19 protein-coding genes are annotated in these 16,713 nt (G+C 36.7%); 6 read left to right on the forward strand and 13 right to left on the reverse strand.

The window, feature by feature from the left end:
• Positions 1–169: 169 nt before the first annotated feature.
• The 8 genes from phoU to ACY3XC_RS02940 all read right to left on the reverse strand — a co-directional run bounded on the left by phoU (position 170) and on the right by ACY3XC_RS02940 (position 8,978).
• Positions 170–829 carry a phosphate signaling complex protein PhoU gene (phoU, locus tag ACY3XC_RS02905; RefSeq protein WP_464867201.1) on the reverse strand — a complete coding sequence of 220 codons (660 nt, stop codon included), beginning with the start codon at positions 827–829 and terminating at the stop codon, positions 170–172.
• A gap of 12 nt (positions 830–841) precedes the next feature.
• Positions 842–1,642, reverse strand: a complete 801-nt coding sequence (gene pstB / locus ACY3XC_RS02910) for a phosphate ABC transporter ATP-binding protein PstB (protein WP_464867202.1) — start codon at positions 1,640–1,642, stop codon at positions 842–844.
• 27 nt (positions 1,643–1,669) lie between these two features.
• Positions 1,670–2,548: a phosphate ABC transporter permease PstA gene (pstA, locus tag ACY3XC_RS02915; RefSeq protein ID WP_464867203.1), complete on the reverse strand. Its 879-nt coding sequence runs from the start codon at positions 2,546–2,548 to the stop codon at positions 1,670–1,672.
• Positions 2,548–3,513: a phosphate ABC transporter permease subunit PstC gene (gene pstC, locus ACY3XC_RS02920; protein WP_464867204.1), complete on the reverse strand. Its 966-nt coding sequence runs from the start codon at positions 3,511–3,513 to the stop codon at positions 2,548–2,550. Before pstC ends, pstA begins: the two co-directional genes overlap by 1 nt.
• Before the next feature lie 60 nt (positions 3,514–3,573).
• Entirely contained in the window at positions 3,574–4,536 is a 963-nt protein-coding gene (locus ACY3XC_RS02925) for a PstS family phosphate ABC transporter substrate-binding protein (protein ID WP_464867205.1), read from the reverse strand.
• A 230-nt stretch (positions 4,537–4,766) separates the two neighbouring features.
• Complete coding sequence (locus ACY3XC_RS02930) at positions 4,767–6,851, reverse strand: peptidoglycan D,D-transpeptidase FtsI family protein (protein ID WP_464867460.1); 2,085 nt, start codon at positions 6,849–6,851, stop codon at positions 4,767–4,769.
• Between the two features lie 197 nt (positions 6,852–7,048).
• The gene (locus tag ACY3XC_RS02935; RefSeq protein WP_179157140.1) at positions 7,049–8,266 is read right to left on the reverse strand and encodes an MFS transporter; all 1,218 of its coding nucleotides are present in this window, start codon (positions 8,264–8,266) and stop codon (positions 7,049–7,051) included.
• 103 nt (positions 8,267–8,369) lie between these two features.
• Positions 8,370–8,978 (reverse strand): superoxide dismutase, encoded by a 609-nt coding sequence (locus ACY3XC_RS02940; RefSeq protein WP_133367345.1) that lies wholly within the window; start codon positions 8,976–8,978, stop codon positions 8,370–8,372.
• 295 nt (positions 8,979–9,273) lie between these two features.
• Between ACY3XC_RS02940 and ACY3XC_RS02945 the strand changes: the two genes are divergently transcribed.
• The gene (locus ACY3XC_RS02945; protein WP_464867206.1) at positions 9,274–9,969 is read left to right on the forward strand and encodes a Crp/Fnr family transcriptional regulator; all 696 of its coding nucleotides are present in this window, start codon (positions 9,274–9,276) and stop codon (positions 9,967–9,969) included.
• Between the two features lie 40 nt (positions 9,970–10,009).
• On the opposite strand, the gene ACY3XC_RS02950 is transcribed toward ACY3XC_RS02945, so the two are convergent.
• Positions 10,010–10,492 (reverse strand): DUF456 domain-containing protein, encoded by a 483-nt coding sequence (locus tag ACY3XC_RS02950; protein WP_464867207.1) that lies wholly within the window; start codon positions 10,490–10,492, stop codon positions 10,010–10,012.
• 140 nt (positions 10,493–10,632) lie between these two features.
• On the opposite strand from ACY3XC_RS02950, the gene ACY3XC_RS02955 reads away from it, so the two are divergent.
• The 3 genes from ACY3XC_RS02955 to ispG all read left to right on the forward strand — a co-directional run bounded on the left by ACY3XC_RS02955 (position 10,633) and on the right by ispG (position 13,052).
• Positions 10,633–11,412: a DUF1189 domain-containing protein gene (locus ACY3XC_RS02955; RefSeq protein ID WP_464867208.1), complete on the forward strand. Its 780-nt coding sequence runs from the start codon at positions 10,633–10,635 to the stop codon at positions 11,410–11,412.
• 85 nt (positions 11,413–11,497) lie between these two features.
• Positions 11,498–11,827 carry a hypothetical protein gene (locus ACY3XC_RS02960; protein WP_179157145.1) on the forward strand — a complete coding sequence of 110 codons (330 nt, stop codon included), beginning with the start codon at positions 11,498–11,500 and terminating at the stop codon, positions 11,825–11,827.
• Positions 11,828–11,945: 118 nt separating this feature from the next.
• Positions 11,946–13,052, forward strand: a complete 1,107-nt coding sequence (gene ispG, locus ACY3XC_RS02965) for a flavodoxin-dependent (E)-4-hydroxy-3-methylbut-2-enyl-diphosphate synthase (protein WP_464867461.1) — start codon at positions 11,946–11,948, stop codon at positions 13,050–13,052.
• A 66-nt stretch (positions 13,053–13,118) separates the two neighbouring features.
• Here ispG and ACY3XC_RS02970 read toward each other — a convergent pair whose 3' ends face one another.
• Complete coding sequence (locus ACY3XC_RS02970; protein WP_464867209.1) at positions 13,119–13,487, reverse strand: hypothetical protein; 369 nt, start codon at positions 13,485–13,487, stop codon at positions 13,119–13,121.
• Between the two features lie 108 nt (positions 13,488–13,595).
• Between ACY3XC_RS02970 and ACY3XC_RS02975 the strand changes: the two genes are divergently transcribed.
• Entirely contained in the window at positions 13,596–14,159 is a 564-nt protein-coding gene (locus tag ACY3XC_RS02975) for a hypothetical protein (RefSeq protein ID WP_179157146.1), read from the forward strand.
• Between the two features lie 78 nt (positions 14,160–14,237).
• Here ACY3XC_RS02975 and ACY3XC_RS02980 read toward each other — a convergent pair whose 3' ends face one another.
• Genes ACY3XC_RS02980 through ACY3XC_RS02990 form a run of 3 tightly spaced genes read right to left on the reverse strand, consistent with a single transcriptional unit; the run spans position 14,238 to position 16,284 of the window.
• On the reverse strand, positions 14,238–14,648 hold the full coding sequence (locus ACY3XC_RS02980; protein ID WP_045517657.1) for a Fur family transcriptional regulator: 411 nt from the start codon (positions 14,646–14,648) through the stop codon (positions 14,238–14,240).
• Positions 14,645–15,508, reverse strand: coding sequence for a metal ABC transporter permease (locus ACY3XC_RS02985; RefSeq protein WP_179157147.1), 864 nt, complete (start codon positions 15,506–15,508; stop codon positions 14,645–14,647). Before ACY3XC_RS02985 ends, ACY3XC_RS02980 begins: the two co-directional genes overlap by 4 nt.
• Positions 15,505–16,284 (reverse strand): metal ABC transporter ATP-binding protein, encoded by a 780-nt coding sequence (locus ACY3XC_RS02990; protein WP_464867210.1) that lies wholly within the window; start codon positions 16,282–16,284, stop codon positions 15,505–15,507. The genes ACY3XC_RS02985 and ACY3XC_RS02990 overlap by 4 nt, the downstream gene beginning before the upstream one ends.
• Positions 16,285–16,454: 170 nt before the next feature.
• On the opposite strand from ACY3XC_RS02990, the gene ACY3XC_RS02995 reads away from it, so the two are divergent.
• On the forward strand, positions 16,455–16,709 hold the full coding sequence (locus ACY3XC_RS02995) for a DUF2624 domain-containing protein (protein ID WP_179157151.1): 255 nt from the start codon (positions 16,455–16,457) through the stop codon (positions 16,707–16,709).
• Positions 16,710–16,713: the final 4 nt, after the last annotated feature.

Consider the following 16,713-nt stretch of genomic DNA (forward strand, 5'->3'; position numbering starts at 1 on the left):
TAATCAAAATATTCTATCATAGATACTATTAATGGTAACATCAGTAAACAAACTGTACAATGAACGTATTTTGTCGTATTTTGCTTGTACATAATAAGACAATTTTCTCAACAAAAAAAAGATGAGCCATCATTGATAGGTCTCATCTTTTAGGTGAACTATTTATTTTTTACTCATTTAGGTTGAATTTTTTACCTGTTACTAGGTAAATGACATTCTCAGCAATATTCGTTGAATGGTCAGCAATTCTTTCGATAAATCGGCAAACAAAAGATAGTTGAATAATCTGGTTTGTAGCATTCGGATTGTCAGGTACCATGCTGATTAGCTCATGAACAAGTTTACCGAACATTTTATCTACTTCATCATCTCTTTCAGCACATTTTTGTGCTAGCATCACATCTTCGTCAACATAAGCCTTCACGGACATGGATACCATTTCAAGGGCCAGATCCATCATTTTCGGAATATCCAAAATTTCTTTAAAATGCTTTTCATTACCAATATGAATGGTGGCTTTTGCAATATTAACTGCCATATCAGCCATTCGCTCTACTTCAGATGAAACCTTTAGAGCGACATTGAGTGTTCTTAAATCTTTTGCTACAGGCGATTCTCTTGCAATCAAAAGCAACGCTTTATCATGAATATCATGTTCTAAGGCGTCTATTTTATCATCACCATCGATGACTAGATTGGCTTTTTCAATATCGTGATTAATAAGCGCACTTAGCGAATCACGAACGGCTGTCTCTGCTAAACTTTCCATTTCTAGGAGCTTTTCTTTTAAATCCGTTAATTTACTATCAAATTTTGATCTAGTACTCATCCTATCACCTCATCATCCAAATCTTCCTGTAATATAATCCTCGGTTCTCTTATCTTCTGGAGTAGAGAAAATTTTATTAGTTTCTGAAAATTCTACCACTTCTCCATTCAAAAAGAAAGCCGTTTTCTTAGATATACGCGCAGCCTGCTGCATGTTATGGGTAACGATAATAATACTAAATTCCTTCTTTAATTCCTGCACTAGTTCTTCTACTTTTAAAGTTGAAATAGGATCTAGGGCAGAAGTTGGCTCATCCATTAAGATAACATCAGGTTCAATCGCGAGACAGCGGGCAATACAAAGGCGCTGCTGCTGTCCTCCAGATAATCCGTATGCATTTTGATTAAGTCGATCTTTTACTTCATCCCAAATCGCCGCTCCTCTTAAGCTTTTTTCGACAATTTGATCTAAGATTTTTTTATCGCGAATACCATGTATTTTTGGACCATAAGCCACATTTTCATAGATTGATTTTGGAAATGGATTTGGCTTTTGGAACACCATTCCGACCTTCGTTCTTAATTCTTCTACTTGGTAAGATTTATCGAGGATATTTTTTCCTCGATAGAGAATTTCACCAGAGGTTCTAACTCCAGGAACTAGTTCAATCATACGATTTAATGTCTTAATATACGTTGATTTTCCACAACCTGAAGGTCCGATAATAGCCGTAACTTCATTTTGCATAATATCTAGGTTTATTTTCTTTAGCGCTTGATTATCACCATACCATAAATCTAAGTCACTTGTTTTATATACAATTTGCTTTTCTAGTGGATTGACAACTTTTGCAGTAGCTGTTGATGTTTCCATATTGTTTGCCTCCCTAATCATAACCAATTAATATCTCTTTTGAAATTTATTCCTAATTAAAACAGCAATTGAATTCATAATAATTAACATCACTAGTAAAACGATAATACCCGCTGCAGCTAAAGCATGAAACTCAACTTGAGGACGACCTGTCCAATTATAAATTTGTAAAGGTAATACGGTCATACTATCAAGAAATGTTTTTGGTAAAAATGCAAGGAATAAAGGCATCCCAAGGACAACAAGCGGCGCCGTTTCACCGATTGCACGAGAAAGAGCCAAAATTCCGCCAGTAAGTATTCCTGGAATGGCAGCAGGAAGTACAATTCGAACAATGGTCTGCCATTTTGTAGCACCTAATCCAAATGAAGCCTCTCTTAATTGATTAGGTACTGCGCGAATGGCTTCTTGAGAAGCTACAATTATGACAGGTAGAACAAGTAAGCTCATGGTAAGTCCTGCAGCTAAGACACTTGTCCCAAGTGCTAATGCACGTACGAATATTGTTAATCCGAGTAATCCGAAAACAATAGATGGGACACCTGCTAGATTAGAGATATTCACTTTAATAAAATTTGTTATTGCATTATCTTTTGCATATTCCTCGAGATAGATAGCAGTACCCACACCCAGCAGTAATGAAACAGGTGCGACAACAGCCATAAGCCAAATGGTTCCAATTAATGCAGCGTATACTCCTGCATTTTCAGGCTTCCTGGAAGGAAGACTTTGTAAAAATTGCAAATCTAAATAGCCAAGTCCTTGAGAGAATATCCGATATAATAATACTCCTAATATTAATAAAACAAACATGGTTAAAGCAAAAAATATCCATTTTGAAAATGAATTTTTAGATAATCTTAGTGTCATCCGTTTAACAACGGATTCATGATTAATTAATTTCATTAATATTCCTCCCTAAAACGACGGGTGATATATTGTGCTAATAAATTCATCACCAATGTAAAGACAAATAATGTCATACCAACTGCATAAATGCTATAGTAGATCGTCGTACCATAACCAGCATCCCCTTGGCTGACTTGGACAATATATGCAGTCATCGTTTGAATCGAGCCAGTCAAATTCCAATCAAGATTCGGTGTTGAACCACCTGCCACAGCTACAATCATGGTTTCACCGATTGCTCGTGAGACCCCTAATACAATAGATGCTATAATTCCTGAAATAGCAGCTGGCAGTACAACCTTAATGGCTACTTCAAATTTAGTCGATCCAAGTGCAAGTGCACCTTCACGCATTGCGTTCGGAACCGAAGTCATCGCATCCTCTGAGAGAGAAGCAATCATCGGTGTTATCATGATTCCAATTACAATACCAGGACTTAATGCATTAAAAATTTCAAGGGATGGAATGATTTCACGTAATATAGGAGTTACAAAGGTTAGCGCGAAAAATCCATAAACAATCGTTGGAATTCCAGCTAAAACCTCTAATATCGGTTTAATAATTCTGCGAGCAGGTTCTGATGCATACTCACTCAAATAAATGGCTGAAGCCAATCCGATCGGGACTGCAACAATAGCAGCTATAACAGTTACCTTTAGAGTTCCCATTACTAACGGCAGAATACCAAATGATCCATTGGTTTCGGAAAAAGGATACCATTTTTTAGCTGTAAAAAATTCTTTAATGGATACTGCATCGAAAAATAGAAATGTTTCAAAGATGAGCGTAAGAACAATACCAATCGTTGTCAAAACAGAGACAGCAGCTGTGAGGAATAAAATATATGGCATTATTTTTTCAGTAATTCCTCCAGCGCTCTTCCTTTTTTTCTTCTCTTGAATCATTTTTTGAACAGAGAAAGAATTTGTGTTTTGAGTGGTCAAATTGAAAACCCCTTTCATTCCAATGACAAGATGAGAAGCATATTTTTATGCTTCTCACCTATAAAATTATTCTAGATCTTACTTAAGAGTTTCTAATGTCTCTAACTGCTTTGTATACTCTTCTTCAGGTAATTGTACATATCCAACATCTTCAGATAATACTGCAGCATTCTCTAAAAGAAACTTCATGAAATCATACACTTCTTCTTGTTCTTTAATCGCAGAGTTTTTCACATACGTAAACAATGGACGTGAAAGCGGCGCATATTCACCTGATTCAATTGTTTCATTCGTTGGTTCAACAGGACCATTTCCGCCATCAATTGGAACGATTTTCAAAGTATCTTTGTTTTCTGCATAGTAAGCATAACCAAAGTAACCAATAGCATTCTTATCACCTTGAACACCTTGAACTAGTGTATTGTCATCTTCAGAAAGAGTTGCTTTTTCAACAATTGGTTTTCCATCAAGAATTACTTCATCGAAATAATCAAAAGTTCCTGAATCTGTTCCTGGAGAGTATAATTTGATTTCTTCAGCTGGCCAATCAGGATTGATATCAGACCATTTTTTAGTTGTTCCGTCTTCAACCCAAATTTTCTGTAAGTCTTCGATTGTTAAGCTTTCTACCCAGTCATTATCTTTATTTACTACGACTGAAAGTCCGTCATACGCTAATTTTACTTCTGTATAATCAATACCTTTTTCTTCAAGTGCAGCTTTTTCTTCATCTTTAATTGGACGAGAAGCATTGCTTAATTCAGTTTCGCCAGCAATAAATGCTTCAAAACCGCCTCCAGTTCCAGATGATCCAACAGGTACTTTTACATTAGGTTGTATCATTCCATACTCTTCAACCACTGCCTCCATAATCGGGAAAACTGTAGATGAACCGTCTATTTTAATTTCACCTTGAAGTTGCTTTACATCTTCGCCAGCTTGTTCTTTGTTGCCTTCAGTTCCTTGTGCACCACAAGCTGCTGTAATAGCTAGCACGCCAGTCATCATTGCTGTTAGTGCTAATTTCTTAAAGCTTTTCATTACTTAATTCCCCCTACGAAAAATTGGTTTGTTTAATTCGTTGTTCGTTTTCCTTACAAGACTAATAATAAACTTTCTCTGTTAAGCTTGTTTTAATGAATTGTAAAGGTTTTGTAAATGTGTGTATGACTTTTGTAAATCATAAATAAATTTCTACTATTGTTATCATGTTCATTTTTAATAAAAAAAAACATCTGCCTCAATATTTAGAGACAAATGTTTTTTGGATTCTATTGGTTGCTATCTGTACCCGAGTTTTCGTCGATGACTTCGACATTTTGTTCTTTGGTTTGTGGCTGTGTTTTTAAATTAAAATAGGTATCCAATACCCTTTTACCAATTATATTAGCTGTAGCTGGACCACTGTTTCCCTGATATGCCCAAGGAACTAAAACGGCCATGGCAACCTCTGGATTATCAAAGGGTGCATAGCTTATAAGACTTAGGTTCATCACTTCAGGTGGTATTTTCCCAAAGTTCTTTCGCTCAGGACCATCATAAAAAGCTTGGGCAGTTCCAGTTTTACCTGCGGGATTATACTCCACACCCTTAAAGGTACTAACACCGGTACCATCCCCTACTTGCATAACCATCCTAAATCCTTCCTGTACCCGATTAATCCATTCATCCTTACCATCAATTCGATTTAATATAGTAGGTTCAATTTCTTGAACAATCGGACCTAGTTGGTTGTTCTCAAGCACAGGTTCACGAATTTCCTTTACAATATGAGGCTGGACACGGTATCCGCCGTTAGCAATGGTTGAAACATATTGTGCTAATTGCATAACCGTATAGGTATCATACTGGCCAATTGCTAAGTCAAGTAGTAAACCAGGCTGTTTCAAAGGACCAACATATCCAGTACTCTCATTTGGAAGGTCAATTCCGGTTTTTGTACCAAGTCCAAACTGGCTGAAAGATTGACGCATCGTGTCAAAAGCAGTTAAATCTAATGGCAGCGGCTTATTCGGTGAATAGGTTCCACCTGCCATCTCAATCACTGTCTTCCACATATATACGTTTGATGACACTTGTAGCGCTCTTAGGTCATTTATAGATCCAAAGTTCTTCCAAGATGATTTAGGCGGAGTATTTTTTATTAATAAAGGTGAATCATACTGAGTAGAGCCAGGGCTAATTGCCCCAGTATTATAACCCGTTAAAATCGTCGCTCCTTTGACAACAGACCCAACTGCATAAGAGGTCGTTATATTTCCCAGAGCAAAGTCACGCATTTCTTGTTTATTTGTTTCATCATTTTTTGCAATTTGCTTTCCTGCCATTGTTAATATTTCACCGGTATGTGGATTCATAAGAACAACAAAGGCACGGTCTAATAGTGCTGATTTAGAATTCTGCTTTGCTTTCCATAGTTCCTCTTCAATAATTTTTTCTATTTCAAGTTGAAGATTCATATCAATCGTCAAAACAAGATCTTTTCCACGCTGTCCTTCAGAAACAACTTCAGTAGACAGGATTTTGCCGCCTTTATCAGTGACATTTTTAACTTTACCTTTTTGACCGTGTAAGACATCTTCATATTGCAGCTCAATATAGCTTTTACCGACCCGATCATTTCGACTATAATCCCGAGCAAGATATTCCTCTAGTTTGTCCTTCGGTAAGCCTTCATCAGAGGATGTTACATTTCCGAGTACAGTTTTTAATGTGTTCCCAAATGCATAATATCGTTCCCAATCCGTTGTAGTATCAACACCAGGCAGATCCTCTAAATTTTCACTGACAACCGCAAATTCTTCAGGTGTGACATTTTCGTTCTTTACGATTTGCTGGGTTAGAGCATACCCGCTGTTAAATTCCCTGAAAATGGCCAGGGTCTCTAAGTCTTGTTGAGATAAACTTTTAAGGTCATCATTAGTTATTCTTTTTAACTGAAGGTTATATAGTTCTTTATCATCTAATTCGTCTTGTTCGTATAAGTCCCATTCTTTTTCTGTAATTTTTTCCTTACCTTTCTCAGGATTCTTTAACAACCAGAAATCCTTTTTATCACGATCCCGAACTTTAGATGTATCTTTATCAATCAGCTGTGCCAAACGTTCAGCCGTTGCAAGCATTTCCTCTTGGTTAGTATCCTGAAATTTTGTGTAAGTAATGGCATTTAACGGGGTATTATCAACAATAATTTTCCCGTTACGGTCAAACATTTTCCCCCGAGGTACTGGATTATTAACGGTTATATCTTCTGTCCGCTCAATTTCACGTTTAAAATCCTCGCCGTAAACGATTTGTACTAAGCCCAAACGTAGAATTAGTACAGAAAACAGCATAAATACAACAAAGAAAAGCATGTTTAAGCGAAAAGTAACATGCAGCTTCTTCTTCTTTTTAAAATTCAAGTTCTCCACTTCCTTGTCATCTCGACATTATAAGCCTTATTTTAGCTGAAAGTCACCCTGTTTACTACGAAAAACACTTACCAATTGATAACAGCTAGAAAACATTTATAAATAAAAAATGCAATGAGTAATATGAATTACTCATCGCATTACACTGTGGGCATTTGGACTCTTCTTACAAACAAATATATCAATGAATGTCCTGCCCCAATAAATAAAAGGAGGATTGGAATGCTTTTTTCGGCGTCAAACCAAGTTACCGCTGCTAGGAAAGACAAAATCGAAACAATTCTTCCCAAATTTATAAAAATCTCACGAACAACAATATACTCTATTCTCATTTCTGCAGCTTTCCAAGCACTTCCAATAATATCATATGTAGTTGACATATAAGGCACAAGCAAGAGAGGATAAGCAACCGCAATCATGGCTGCGTAAATTAAAAGTTTTACATAATTAATATCCCAGACAATTAGCAACACAGCTAAATAAAGGATAATACCGCCGACAAGAATGGCCTTTTTCCGCTTGTTTTTCTTAATTAACCGGGAAGCAGCATAATAGGCTACGAAAGAAATTCCGGAATTAATAAGTCCAAACGTTCCAAGAGCAAGCTCACTTCCTGTGGAAATGTAGACGAATACGGAGATAATAAATAAAAACGTACCTTCTCTTAGTCCTTGAAAAAAATTCGCATTGGTAATAAGCCGCCAATTTTCATTTTTCTTCCTTTCCTCCAGAATCCGTTTAAAACAATACTTACCATTCGCAGGCCGCGGCTTTAACGAAAAGCTCAAGAACACAGCAAGTGCAAATAGCGATAAGGAAATTCCAAATACTATGGTATACCCTGTGAATTTTTCAAATCGTGTAATAATAAATCCTGCGGCAATCGGTCCGATCATCCCGCCAGTCGAGGATAAGATTCCTAAAAAGCCATTAAAAAAATCTCTCGTTTCAGGCTCGGTTATTTCAAAGGTTAAAACATTGTAAGCAAGCCAATAGAACCCATATCCTATTCCAAGGAGACTTCCCAGCAGTAATAAATAAGTTGAAGCATTTTTGCCAGTAATTAATACCATTAAGTAGAAAAGCGCTAGAAAACTAACTCCAATTCTTAACACTTTAACGCGATCAATTTTCTTTGCCCATCTGCCAGCTAAGATAAAGGTTAAGGGCTGTAAAATGACAATCGAAAGATTATAAAGTGCAAGGTCAGAATATTCACCTGTTTGCTTCCATAAATAAATATTCACAAAAGTGTTTGATAGTGCAACACTTAAAGAATAAGTCCCACCGATGAATAACAGTAAGGTTAAATCTTTCGTTAATTGTACGTCACCTAACAACTTAAATTTTTTCGCCATAAAAACTCCCCTTTGTGATAAGGGTTAGTCTTTAACAAGCAGAGAGCCTTTATACGAAAAAAACAAAAGACAGCTAAAATCAGCTGTCTTCATTAATATATTATTATTTCGCAGCGCTGTAACGCTTAGAAACTTCATCCCAGTTTACAACGTTCCAAAAAGATGAGATGTAATCAGGACGACGGTTTTGGTAGTTTAGGTAATAAGCATGCTCCCAAACATCAAGACCTAAGATAGGTGTTTTACCTTCCATTAGAGGAGAGTCTTGGTTAGGTGTGCTAGACACTTCTAGTTCCCCATTGCTTACAGATAACCAAGCCCAGCCAGAGCCAAAACGAGTTGTAGCCGCTTTCGCGAATTCCTCTTTAAAGCTTTCCAAGCTGCCAAATTTATTATTGATTGCGTCTGCTAGTTCACCAGTTGGCGCACCGCCTCCATTAGGAGAAAGGATTTGCCAGAAAAGTGCATGGTTCGCATGACCTCCGCCATTATTACGTACTGCTGTACGAACTGCTTCAGGAACAGCGTCAAGGTTTGCTACTACTTCTTCAACAGATTTAGATAATAATTCCTCATTACCTTGTAGTGCATTATTTAAATTTGTCACATAAGTGTTGTGATGTTTAGTGTGATGGATGTTCATTGTTTCTTTGTCGATGTGAGGCTCAAGTGCGTCATACGCATAAGGTAATTGTGGTAATTCAAATGCCATTGTCATTTCCTCCTATGTATATAAAAATTTTTCCAGCCTTAGTTGTGTCTAAAATCAAAACGATATTAGAATATTCCTAAAGCTTTGTAGCTTAAGATTATCAGAGATAGTCTATTGTTTCAAATAAAATGCTTTGTACCTAACAAATATACAATATCCTTCTCGGGAAAATTTTATACATATAAATGAAAACAGGTATGATTACAAAGTTTTCGATAAATTGTCATGTTTCAACCGGTGATAGATTGTAAATACATGATTTAATCAAATTGTAGGGATAAAAGGAGTGGGAAATATGCTAAAAAGCAGTTTTTCTATATATAGTTTACTGGATCAATTCTTTCGTAAAGCAGAGCAAATACAAAAGGTGAAAGCGGATACCGTACTCTTTCAGGAGAAGGATGCTGTTGAATATGTATATCTACTGCTAAGTGGAAGCGTTTCACTAGGCAGAGTTCACATGCGCGGAAAAGACTTTATTTTAAAAATAGTAAATAGCAGAGAATTAATAGTAGAATATCAAATATTTAAAGATAATCCACGTTATCAGTTTTACGCAAAGACCCTTTCTGATTGTGAAATACTTACGATAAAAAAAGACCAATTTGAAGAATTTATTATGAATGACCCTGATGCAATGAATGCTTTTGTGGCATGGTTGAGCACATGCTACCTAAAAGCTCAAATGAAATGCCAGGACCTGATCATGAACGGAAAAAAGGGAGGTTTATACTCCATACTTATCCGTCTATGTAATACCTACGGGGTTAAAACAGAAGATGGAATTCTTATTGATATGCCATTAACACATCAAGAGCTTGCCAACCTAACCTTTGGAACAAGAGAAGTTATTCAACGTGCGTTAAAAGAATTGCGGGAAAAAGATGTGCTATCCTATGATCAGCAAAAATTCATTATAAAAAATCTTAAATATTTAAAACAAGAAGTAGACTGTCAAAACTGTCCATATGAAATTTGTGGTGTAAATTAAATAAGCTCCTGCTCATAATCATGAGCAGGAGCTTATTTAATTAGATTACTACTAAGAAGAAATATACAAGCATGAGGATTTGAATGATTGTTTTTGTAATGACACTGCTGATAAATCCGACAACAGATCCGAAGCCAATCTTCAAACTATTTTTGAAATCCCTTTTATTTACTAAAAGTTCTGCTCCTACCGCACCAATAAAGGGACCAAGCAGAATTCCCAAGAACGGGATGACAAATGGGCCAATTATAAGACCTATCGTACTTCCCCAGACTCCAGCCTTCGAACCGCCATATTTTTGAATTCCAATCATATTGGCAATATAATCCGCGATAAACAAAAGAATGATAAAAAAACTTTGAATCAACCAAAAGAACCACCCAAAGGGCTCAAAGGAAAAAAAGACACCATACAATAGATATCCAGCTAATAAGAATAATACACTAGGGATGATGGGATAAATGAGTCCAACAAACCCAATGATAAATAGAATGACGATAACTGACCAATAAACTATATCCATTAATTTTCATTCCTTTAGAAAATTTATTTTAAGAAATATACGGATTCATTCCCTAATTGGTTTCATAAATACATCATTCTTGTTAATATCAGCTCCTAAAGCTACAATAGAATGGTGAATCTTTATTAGGGTGGTAAAATATGAATATTTTCAAACAATTTTATAAAAGTACTCATTCCCCAAAGGACATTGCCTCTTTTCGCTTTCAGGGAATTGGAAAAACAATTTTATATGTATTTCTCCTCACATTACTATCCATATTGCCGTCCATTTATTACTTAAGTACAATGCTTACTGCTGGAATCGAAGGTACCAAATCAGTTATGAATAATGAACTCCCCTCCTTTACGATAGATAATGGGAGTTTATCTGCAGAAACAGATGTACCCATTACCATCGATAAAGGAGAATTCTCCATTATTGTTGATCCAACGGGAGTTATTACAACCGATGATGTGGAAGATGAAGAGAATGCCTTCGCTTTACTTAAGAATGAAATTGCAGTATCAGCAGGGGGAAGAATCGATACCTATTCCTACTCCATGCTTGAAGACTTAACACTTACGAAAAATGATTTTATTGACATAGTCGATACAGTAGATGGAGTCAAAGGAATTATTATTCCAGTCATGTCTGCTTTAATCTTCCTCTTTTCAAGTGCAATAAATTTCATTGAAGTGTCCATACTGGCTTTATTTGGATTAGCATTAAAAAATCTTGCAGGCAGAGATATTAGTTATCGCCGCCTATGGAGAATGGCCGCTTACAGTGTAACGCTGCCAACGGTATTCTTTACTATTATGAGTGCTATTAATACACCTGTACCAAATAGTTTCTTAATCAATTGGTTTGTTGAAATAATCATCCTATACTTAGCAATAAAAGAAATAACAAAAGAAAAAGCAACGATCGAGAACTAACGCATCCTTGGGTGCGTTTTTTTGTTCTATAACGCATTGGACAGGCATAGGAATGTACAAACATTCCATTTTGGAGGCTTGTATCATGAAAAGAATTTCTCTATTTCTTCTTGGACTTCTAACCATTTATGTTATATATATTGATTTAACAGCTGGTACTTTGCCCAAGGATGAATCCCAAGCACCTGAACAAACTTTAGCGACAATGGCTGTCCCTGAAAATACGATTGCCGCATTTGAGGCCGAAGTTGAACCTGGTGAAACACTCATATCCATTGTCGAAGGTCATATTAAAAAGCCTTTACCCGTCTCCATTGACGAATTAATTGGGGATTTCAAAAGCCTAAACCCGGGTCAATCTCCGGAGAAAATTCAAATTGGAGCCTCCTATCAATTTCCTGATTACTCAAAATAGGGAAACCAATGCGTCAGTCTTGTCAAGATTAGTAAAGGACTGATAAAATAATAGGTGCGTGTAAAAACTAAACTATTATTCGAATCCAATTTGAAGGAGCGAATTTCCCTTGAGTGAAATTATTCATCGTACAAAGACCCGTCCAATAAAAGTTGGCAATTTAACCATTGGCGGCAGTAACGAATTATTTATACAAAGCATGACGACTACTAAAACGCATGATGTTGAAGCAACTGTTGCTGAAATAAAACGCCTTGAAGAGGCAGGCTGCCAAATTGTTCGTGTAGCGTGTCCAGACGAACGAGCAGCGAACGCCATTCCTGAAATTAAAAAAAGAATTAATATCCCATTAGTTGTCGATATCCATTTTGATTATAAATTGGCGCTTAAGGCTATTGAAGGCGGCGCTGATAAAATCCGGATTAATCCAGGAAATATTGGTAAGCGTGAGAAAGTTGAAGCTGTTGTTAAAGCTGCAAAGGAACGCGGAATACCAATTCGAATTGGTGTAAATGCAGGATCACTGGAAAAAAGAATTCTTGAGAAATATGGGTATCCTACTGCCGATGGAATGGTTGAAAGTGCCCTCCATCATATCAAAATCCTTGAAGACCTAGATTTCCATGATATTATTGTTTCCATGAAGGCATCGGATGTCAGCCTTGCCATTGAAGCCTATGAAAAAGCTTCAATGGCATTTGATTATCCTTTGCACTTAGGTATTACTGAATCAGGAACTCTTTTTGCAGGAACGGTTAAAAGCGCAGCCGGACTTGGGGCGATTATGAGTAAAGGCATCGGTAATACACTCCGTATTTCTCTAAGTGCCGACCCTGTTGAAGAAGTCAAAGTAGCTAGAGAGCTTTTAAAAGTATTTGGGCTTTCTTCCAATGCTGCAACGTTAATCTCGTGTCCAACCTGTGGAAGAATCGAAATTGATTTAATCAGTATTGCAAATGAAGTTGAAGAATATATTTCAACCATAAAAGCGCCAATTAAAGTAGCTGTTTTGGGATGTGCCGTAAACGGTCCTGGTGAGGCAAGAGAAGCTGACATTGGAATTGCTGGTGCACGAGGAGAGGGTTTACTTTTCCGTAAAGGTGAGATTGTTCGTAAAGTGCCAGAAGATCAGTTGGTCGATGAATTAAAGAAAGAAATCGATCAAATTGCAGAAGAATATTTCCAGAAAAAAGCTGCTGAAGAAGCTGGAGTAACAAATTCATAAACACATGAGGAAACCCGGTATCTCTACCGGGTTTCCTTTTTTGCCCCTATATTTACAGGTTACCGTTTAAAAGAACGGGAGTATAAAGATACCAACAATAATGGATATGGCACCTATCCCGATTGCCCACGCTCCGAGCCCTTCGGCCCCTCGGCGTCTTGCAATGAACCCTAACACAATACCTGCTGCACCAAAAAGAATCGGCATTACAAACAGTGATAGTATAGATAGAACTAAAGCTGCCCATCCCATACCTGTGCCGCCTTCTGCTCTTTCCCGATTTTCTTCTCGGTCCCTGGTTCGTACTAAAGGAACCGGAGCTGCAATTTCAGCTGCTGTTTCTTCTCTATAATCAGAAGGGTAATCTGGACTATCTACATCAGTGTTTGGACTTGGGAGATACCCACGTATTTTCGTGTCTTTTTTATCTTCCATCCGAATCCCTCACTTTCAGTAATAGGAGCATTTATTATTGTTTGTAACTTTCATCATTTTAGTATGGTAAAATAAAGTTAAAAACTTGGCAATTGAAGGTGAATACGTATGAGGAAAAGATTTGGAATTGATATTGATGGAACAGTTACATGTCCATCAGCACTTGTACCCTTTATTAACGAGGGGTTCGGGCTAAACATAACACTCGCTGATGTTAAGGAATATGATTTAAATAAAGTGGTAAATGTTCCAAAGGAAAAATTTTCAAAGTGGTTTATTGAAAACGAACCCGTAATTTATGAGGAGTCTCCTCTTGCAGAAGGGGCAGAAATTATACTGAACACATGGAAAAAGGAACATGAATTATTCTTTATAAGTGCAAGGGGCTCACACCTTTTAGAAAATACCAAGAAGTGGTTTAACAAAAAAGGCTTGTCCTATAACCACATAGAATTAATTGGGTCCCATGATAAGGTGTCAACGGCTAAACACCATCATGTGGATATATTTCTGGAGGATAAACACGACAATGCTGTCATGATTCACGAAGAGTGCGATATCCCTGTTCTATTGTTTAATACCCCTTATAATCAGGACCCTATTCCGAAAGGTGTAATACGTGTTAATAATTGGTTTGAAGCTAATAATTGGGTTAAAAAATGGCTTCAATAAATGGCAAAAAACAGCATGGACAACCCCATGCTGTTTTTTTGTCTAGCTGCAGTGCCTAGGCGCTGCAGCTTTTCAATTTTAATTACATTCTGGACAACGTCCATAAATTTCGAATTTGTGTCCTGAGATATCGTATCCTTTTAAATCCTCACTTAAGCTGTTCATTGGGCAAGTTTCAATTTCCTTCGTCTTACCACAATCCATACAGATGAAATGATGGTGATGCTGGTGGCGTGAACAGGAAAAGCGAAAATGCTTTTCGCCAGATAGTTCCGTCATCTCTAGAATTCCCATTTTGACAAAAAGAGAAAGATTCCGATAAATCGTATCAAAGCTTAACCCTGGATAGTCCTCTTTTAACTCATCTAAGACATCCTTTGCTGTTAAGTATTTATCACTGTCAGCAAACAGTTGAAGCATATCTTCTCTTTTTCCTGTTTGTTTAAATCCGTTTTCTTTTAAGAATTGAATGGCTTCATTAACATTCACCCTGCTGCACCCCCTTGTGAAACATGATTTTTAATCATAATTTTTTTATAAATGATGGTAAACACTAATATGGCCACAGCTATCATGACAATTGTTCCACCTGGAGCAAGGTCTAAGTAATAAGAGGCAAATAGTCCTCCAAGAACAGATACTTCGCCAAATATGATGGACAAAAAAATGGTTTGCTTAAAGCCTTTAGCAATGCGTATACTTGCTGCAACCGGTAATGTCATCAATGAAGAAACAAGCATGATTCCCACTATTCGCATGGAAGCAGCAATCACAAGAGCAACCATGATGATAAAAATAAAGTGGATGCTTTTTGCTGCTATTCCTGAGGCTTTTGCATGCTCTTCATCAAATGATAATAAAAATAGCTCTTTATATAATAAAATGATTGTCATTACGACAGCGATACTAATAATAAAAATAACCCATAAATCTGTTCGGCTGACTGCAGAGACACTTCCAAATAAATAACTATACAAGTCCGTATTAAATCCATCAGCGAGTGAAATAAAGATTACTCCTAGACCTATACCGCCAGATAAGATAATTGGGATAGCAAGCTCTTGGTAATGCTTATATACTCCTCGTAGTTTTTCAATAAACAACGAGCCTCCGACTGAAAAAACCATTCCTAAATAGAGTGGATTTAAACCGCTTAACGCAACAAAGTATTTCTCAAGAAGAAGACTGGCAGCAATTCCCGCTAAGGTTACATGACTTAAGGCATCGGCAATTAAGGAAAGCCTCCTTACCACAATAAATACACCTAATAATGGTGCAAGAAAACCAATTAAGATCCCTGTTAGGAAGGCATTTTGTAAAAATTCATATTGAAATATTCCTTGAATCATTTAAAAACGCCTCCGTGGTCATGTTGATGGGATATTAGCTGGACATCCGTACCATAAAATTCAGACATCCCTTCACTTTGGTGCTTTTCAAATTCACGTGTATCCCCATGGAAATGCAAGTGCTTATTCAGGCAAGCAACATGGGTGACTTTATCTGAAATGGTTCCAACATCATGTGTAACTAATAGAAGTGTAATTCCCTGCTTTTTATTTAAATCAGCAAGCATTTGATAAAATGAATTTACGTTTTCAGCATCAACCCCAACTGTTGGTTCATCTAAGATCAATAGCTTAGGCTCACTTACAAGGGCACGGGCAATGAATACTCTTTGCTGCTGCCCGCCTGAAAGCTCTCCGATATTTCGAGTACTAAACTTTCTCATTCCCACAGATTCTAGAGCATCATATACTTTTTGGGAATCTTCCTTCTTAAAAAAGCGAAATAATCCCAGCTTCTTTGTTAATCCACTGGAAACCACTTCAAAAACTGTGGCTGGAAAACCTGTATTAAAGGAATTTGCTTTTTGAGATACATAACCGATTTGCTGCCAATCCTTAAATTTACTCATTTCCTGCCCAAATAAGCGAATTTCTCCTTTTTGTGGCTTTAATAGTCCCAAGATTAACTTTAATAATGTTGATTTTCCTGAACCATTTGGACCGACAATTGCCAGAAAGGAGCCATTTGGTATGGCTAGGTTAATATTTTCAAGAACTGTATCTTTTTCATATCGATAGAATATTTGTTTGATTTCAATAATTGACTGTGATTTCATGGTTTCTCACCTTAATTTTAAGAATCATTCCGATTTAACTTAAAGTAGTATACAATAGGAACTTCCTAATGTAAAGCTTTTACCTTTACACGAAGTATTAAAGAGTTGATGTTAGTATTTTGTAACACTCTATTTTCACCTTTCATACATTAGATGAAGGAGTGATGAGTGTGAAGATTTTTGAGAGCGTCATTAATCATAAGATTAATACCATTACTGGTGATGAACTATTCAAATATGCAGAACAATTTAATATCCGAGTGAATAGACAGCAAGCATATAAAGTTGCTCAATACTTAAGAGGAAAAAATGTAAATATTTTTGACGCCCGCGAACGAGCAGTATTAATTAAAGAAATTGCAAAGATAGCTGGCCCAGAGGTAGCAAGAGAAGTAAATAAGCTATTTGTTCAATTCACAAAATGAAAAT

The sequence above is a fragment of the Bacillus sp. CZDM1 genome (genome assembly GCF_055502545.1).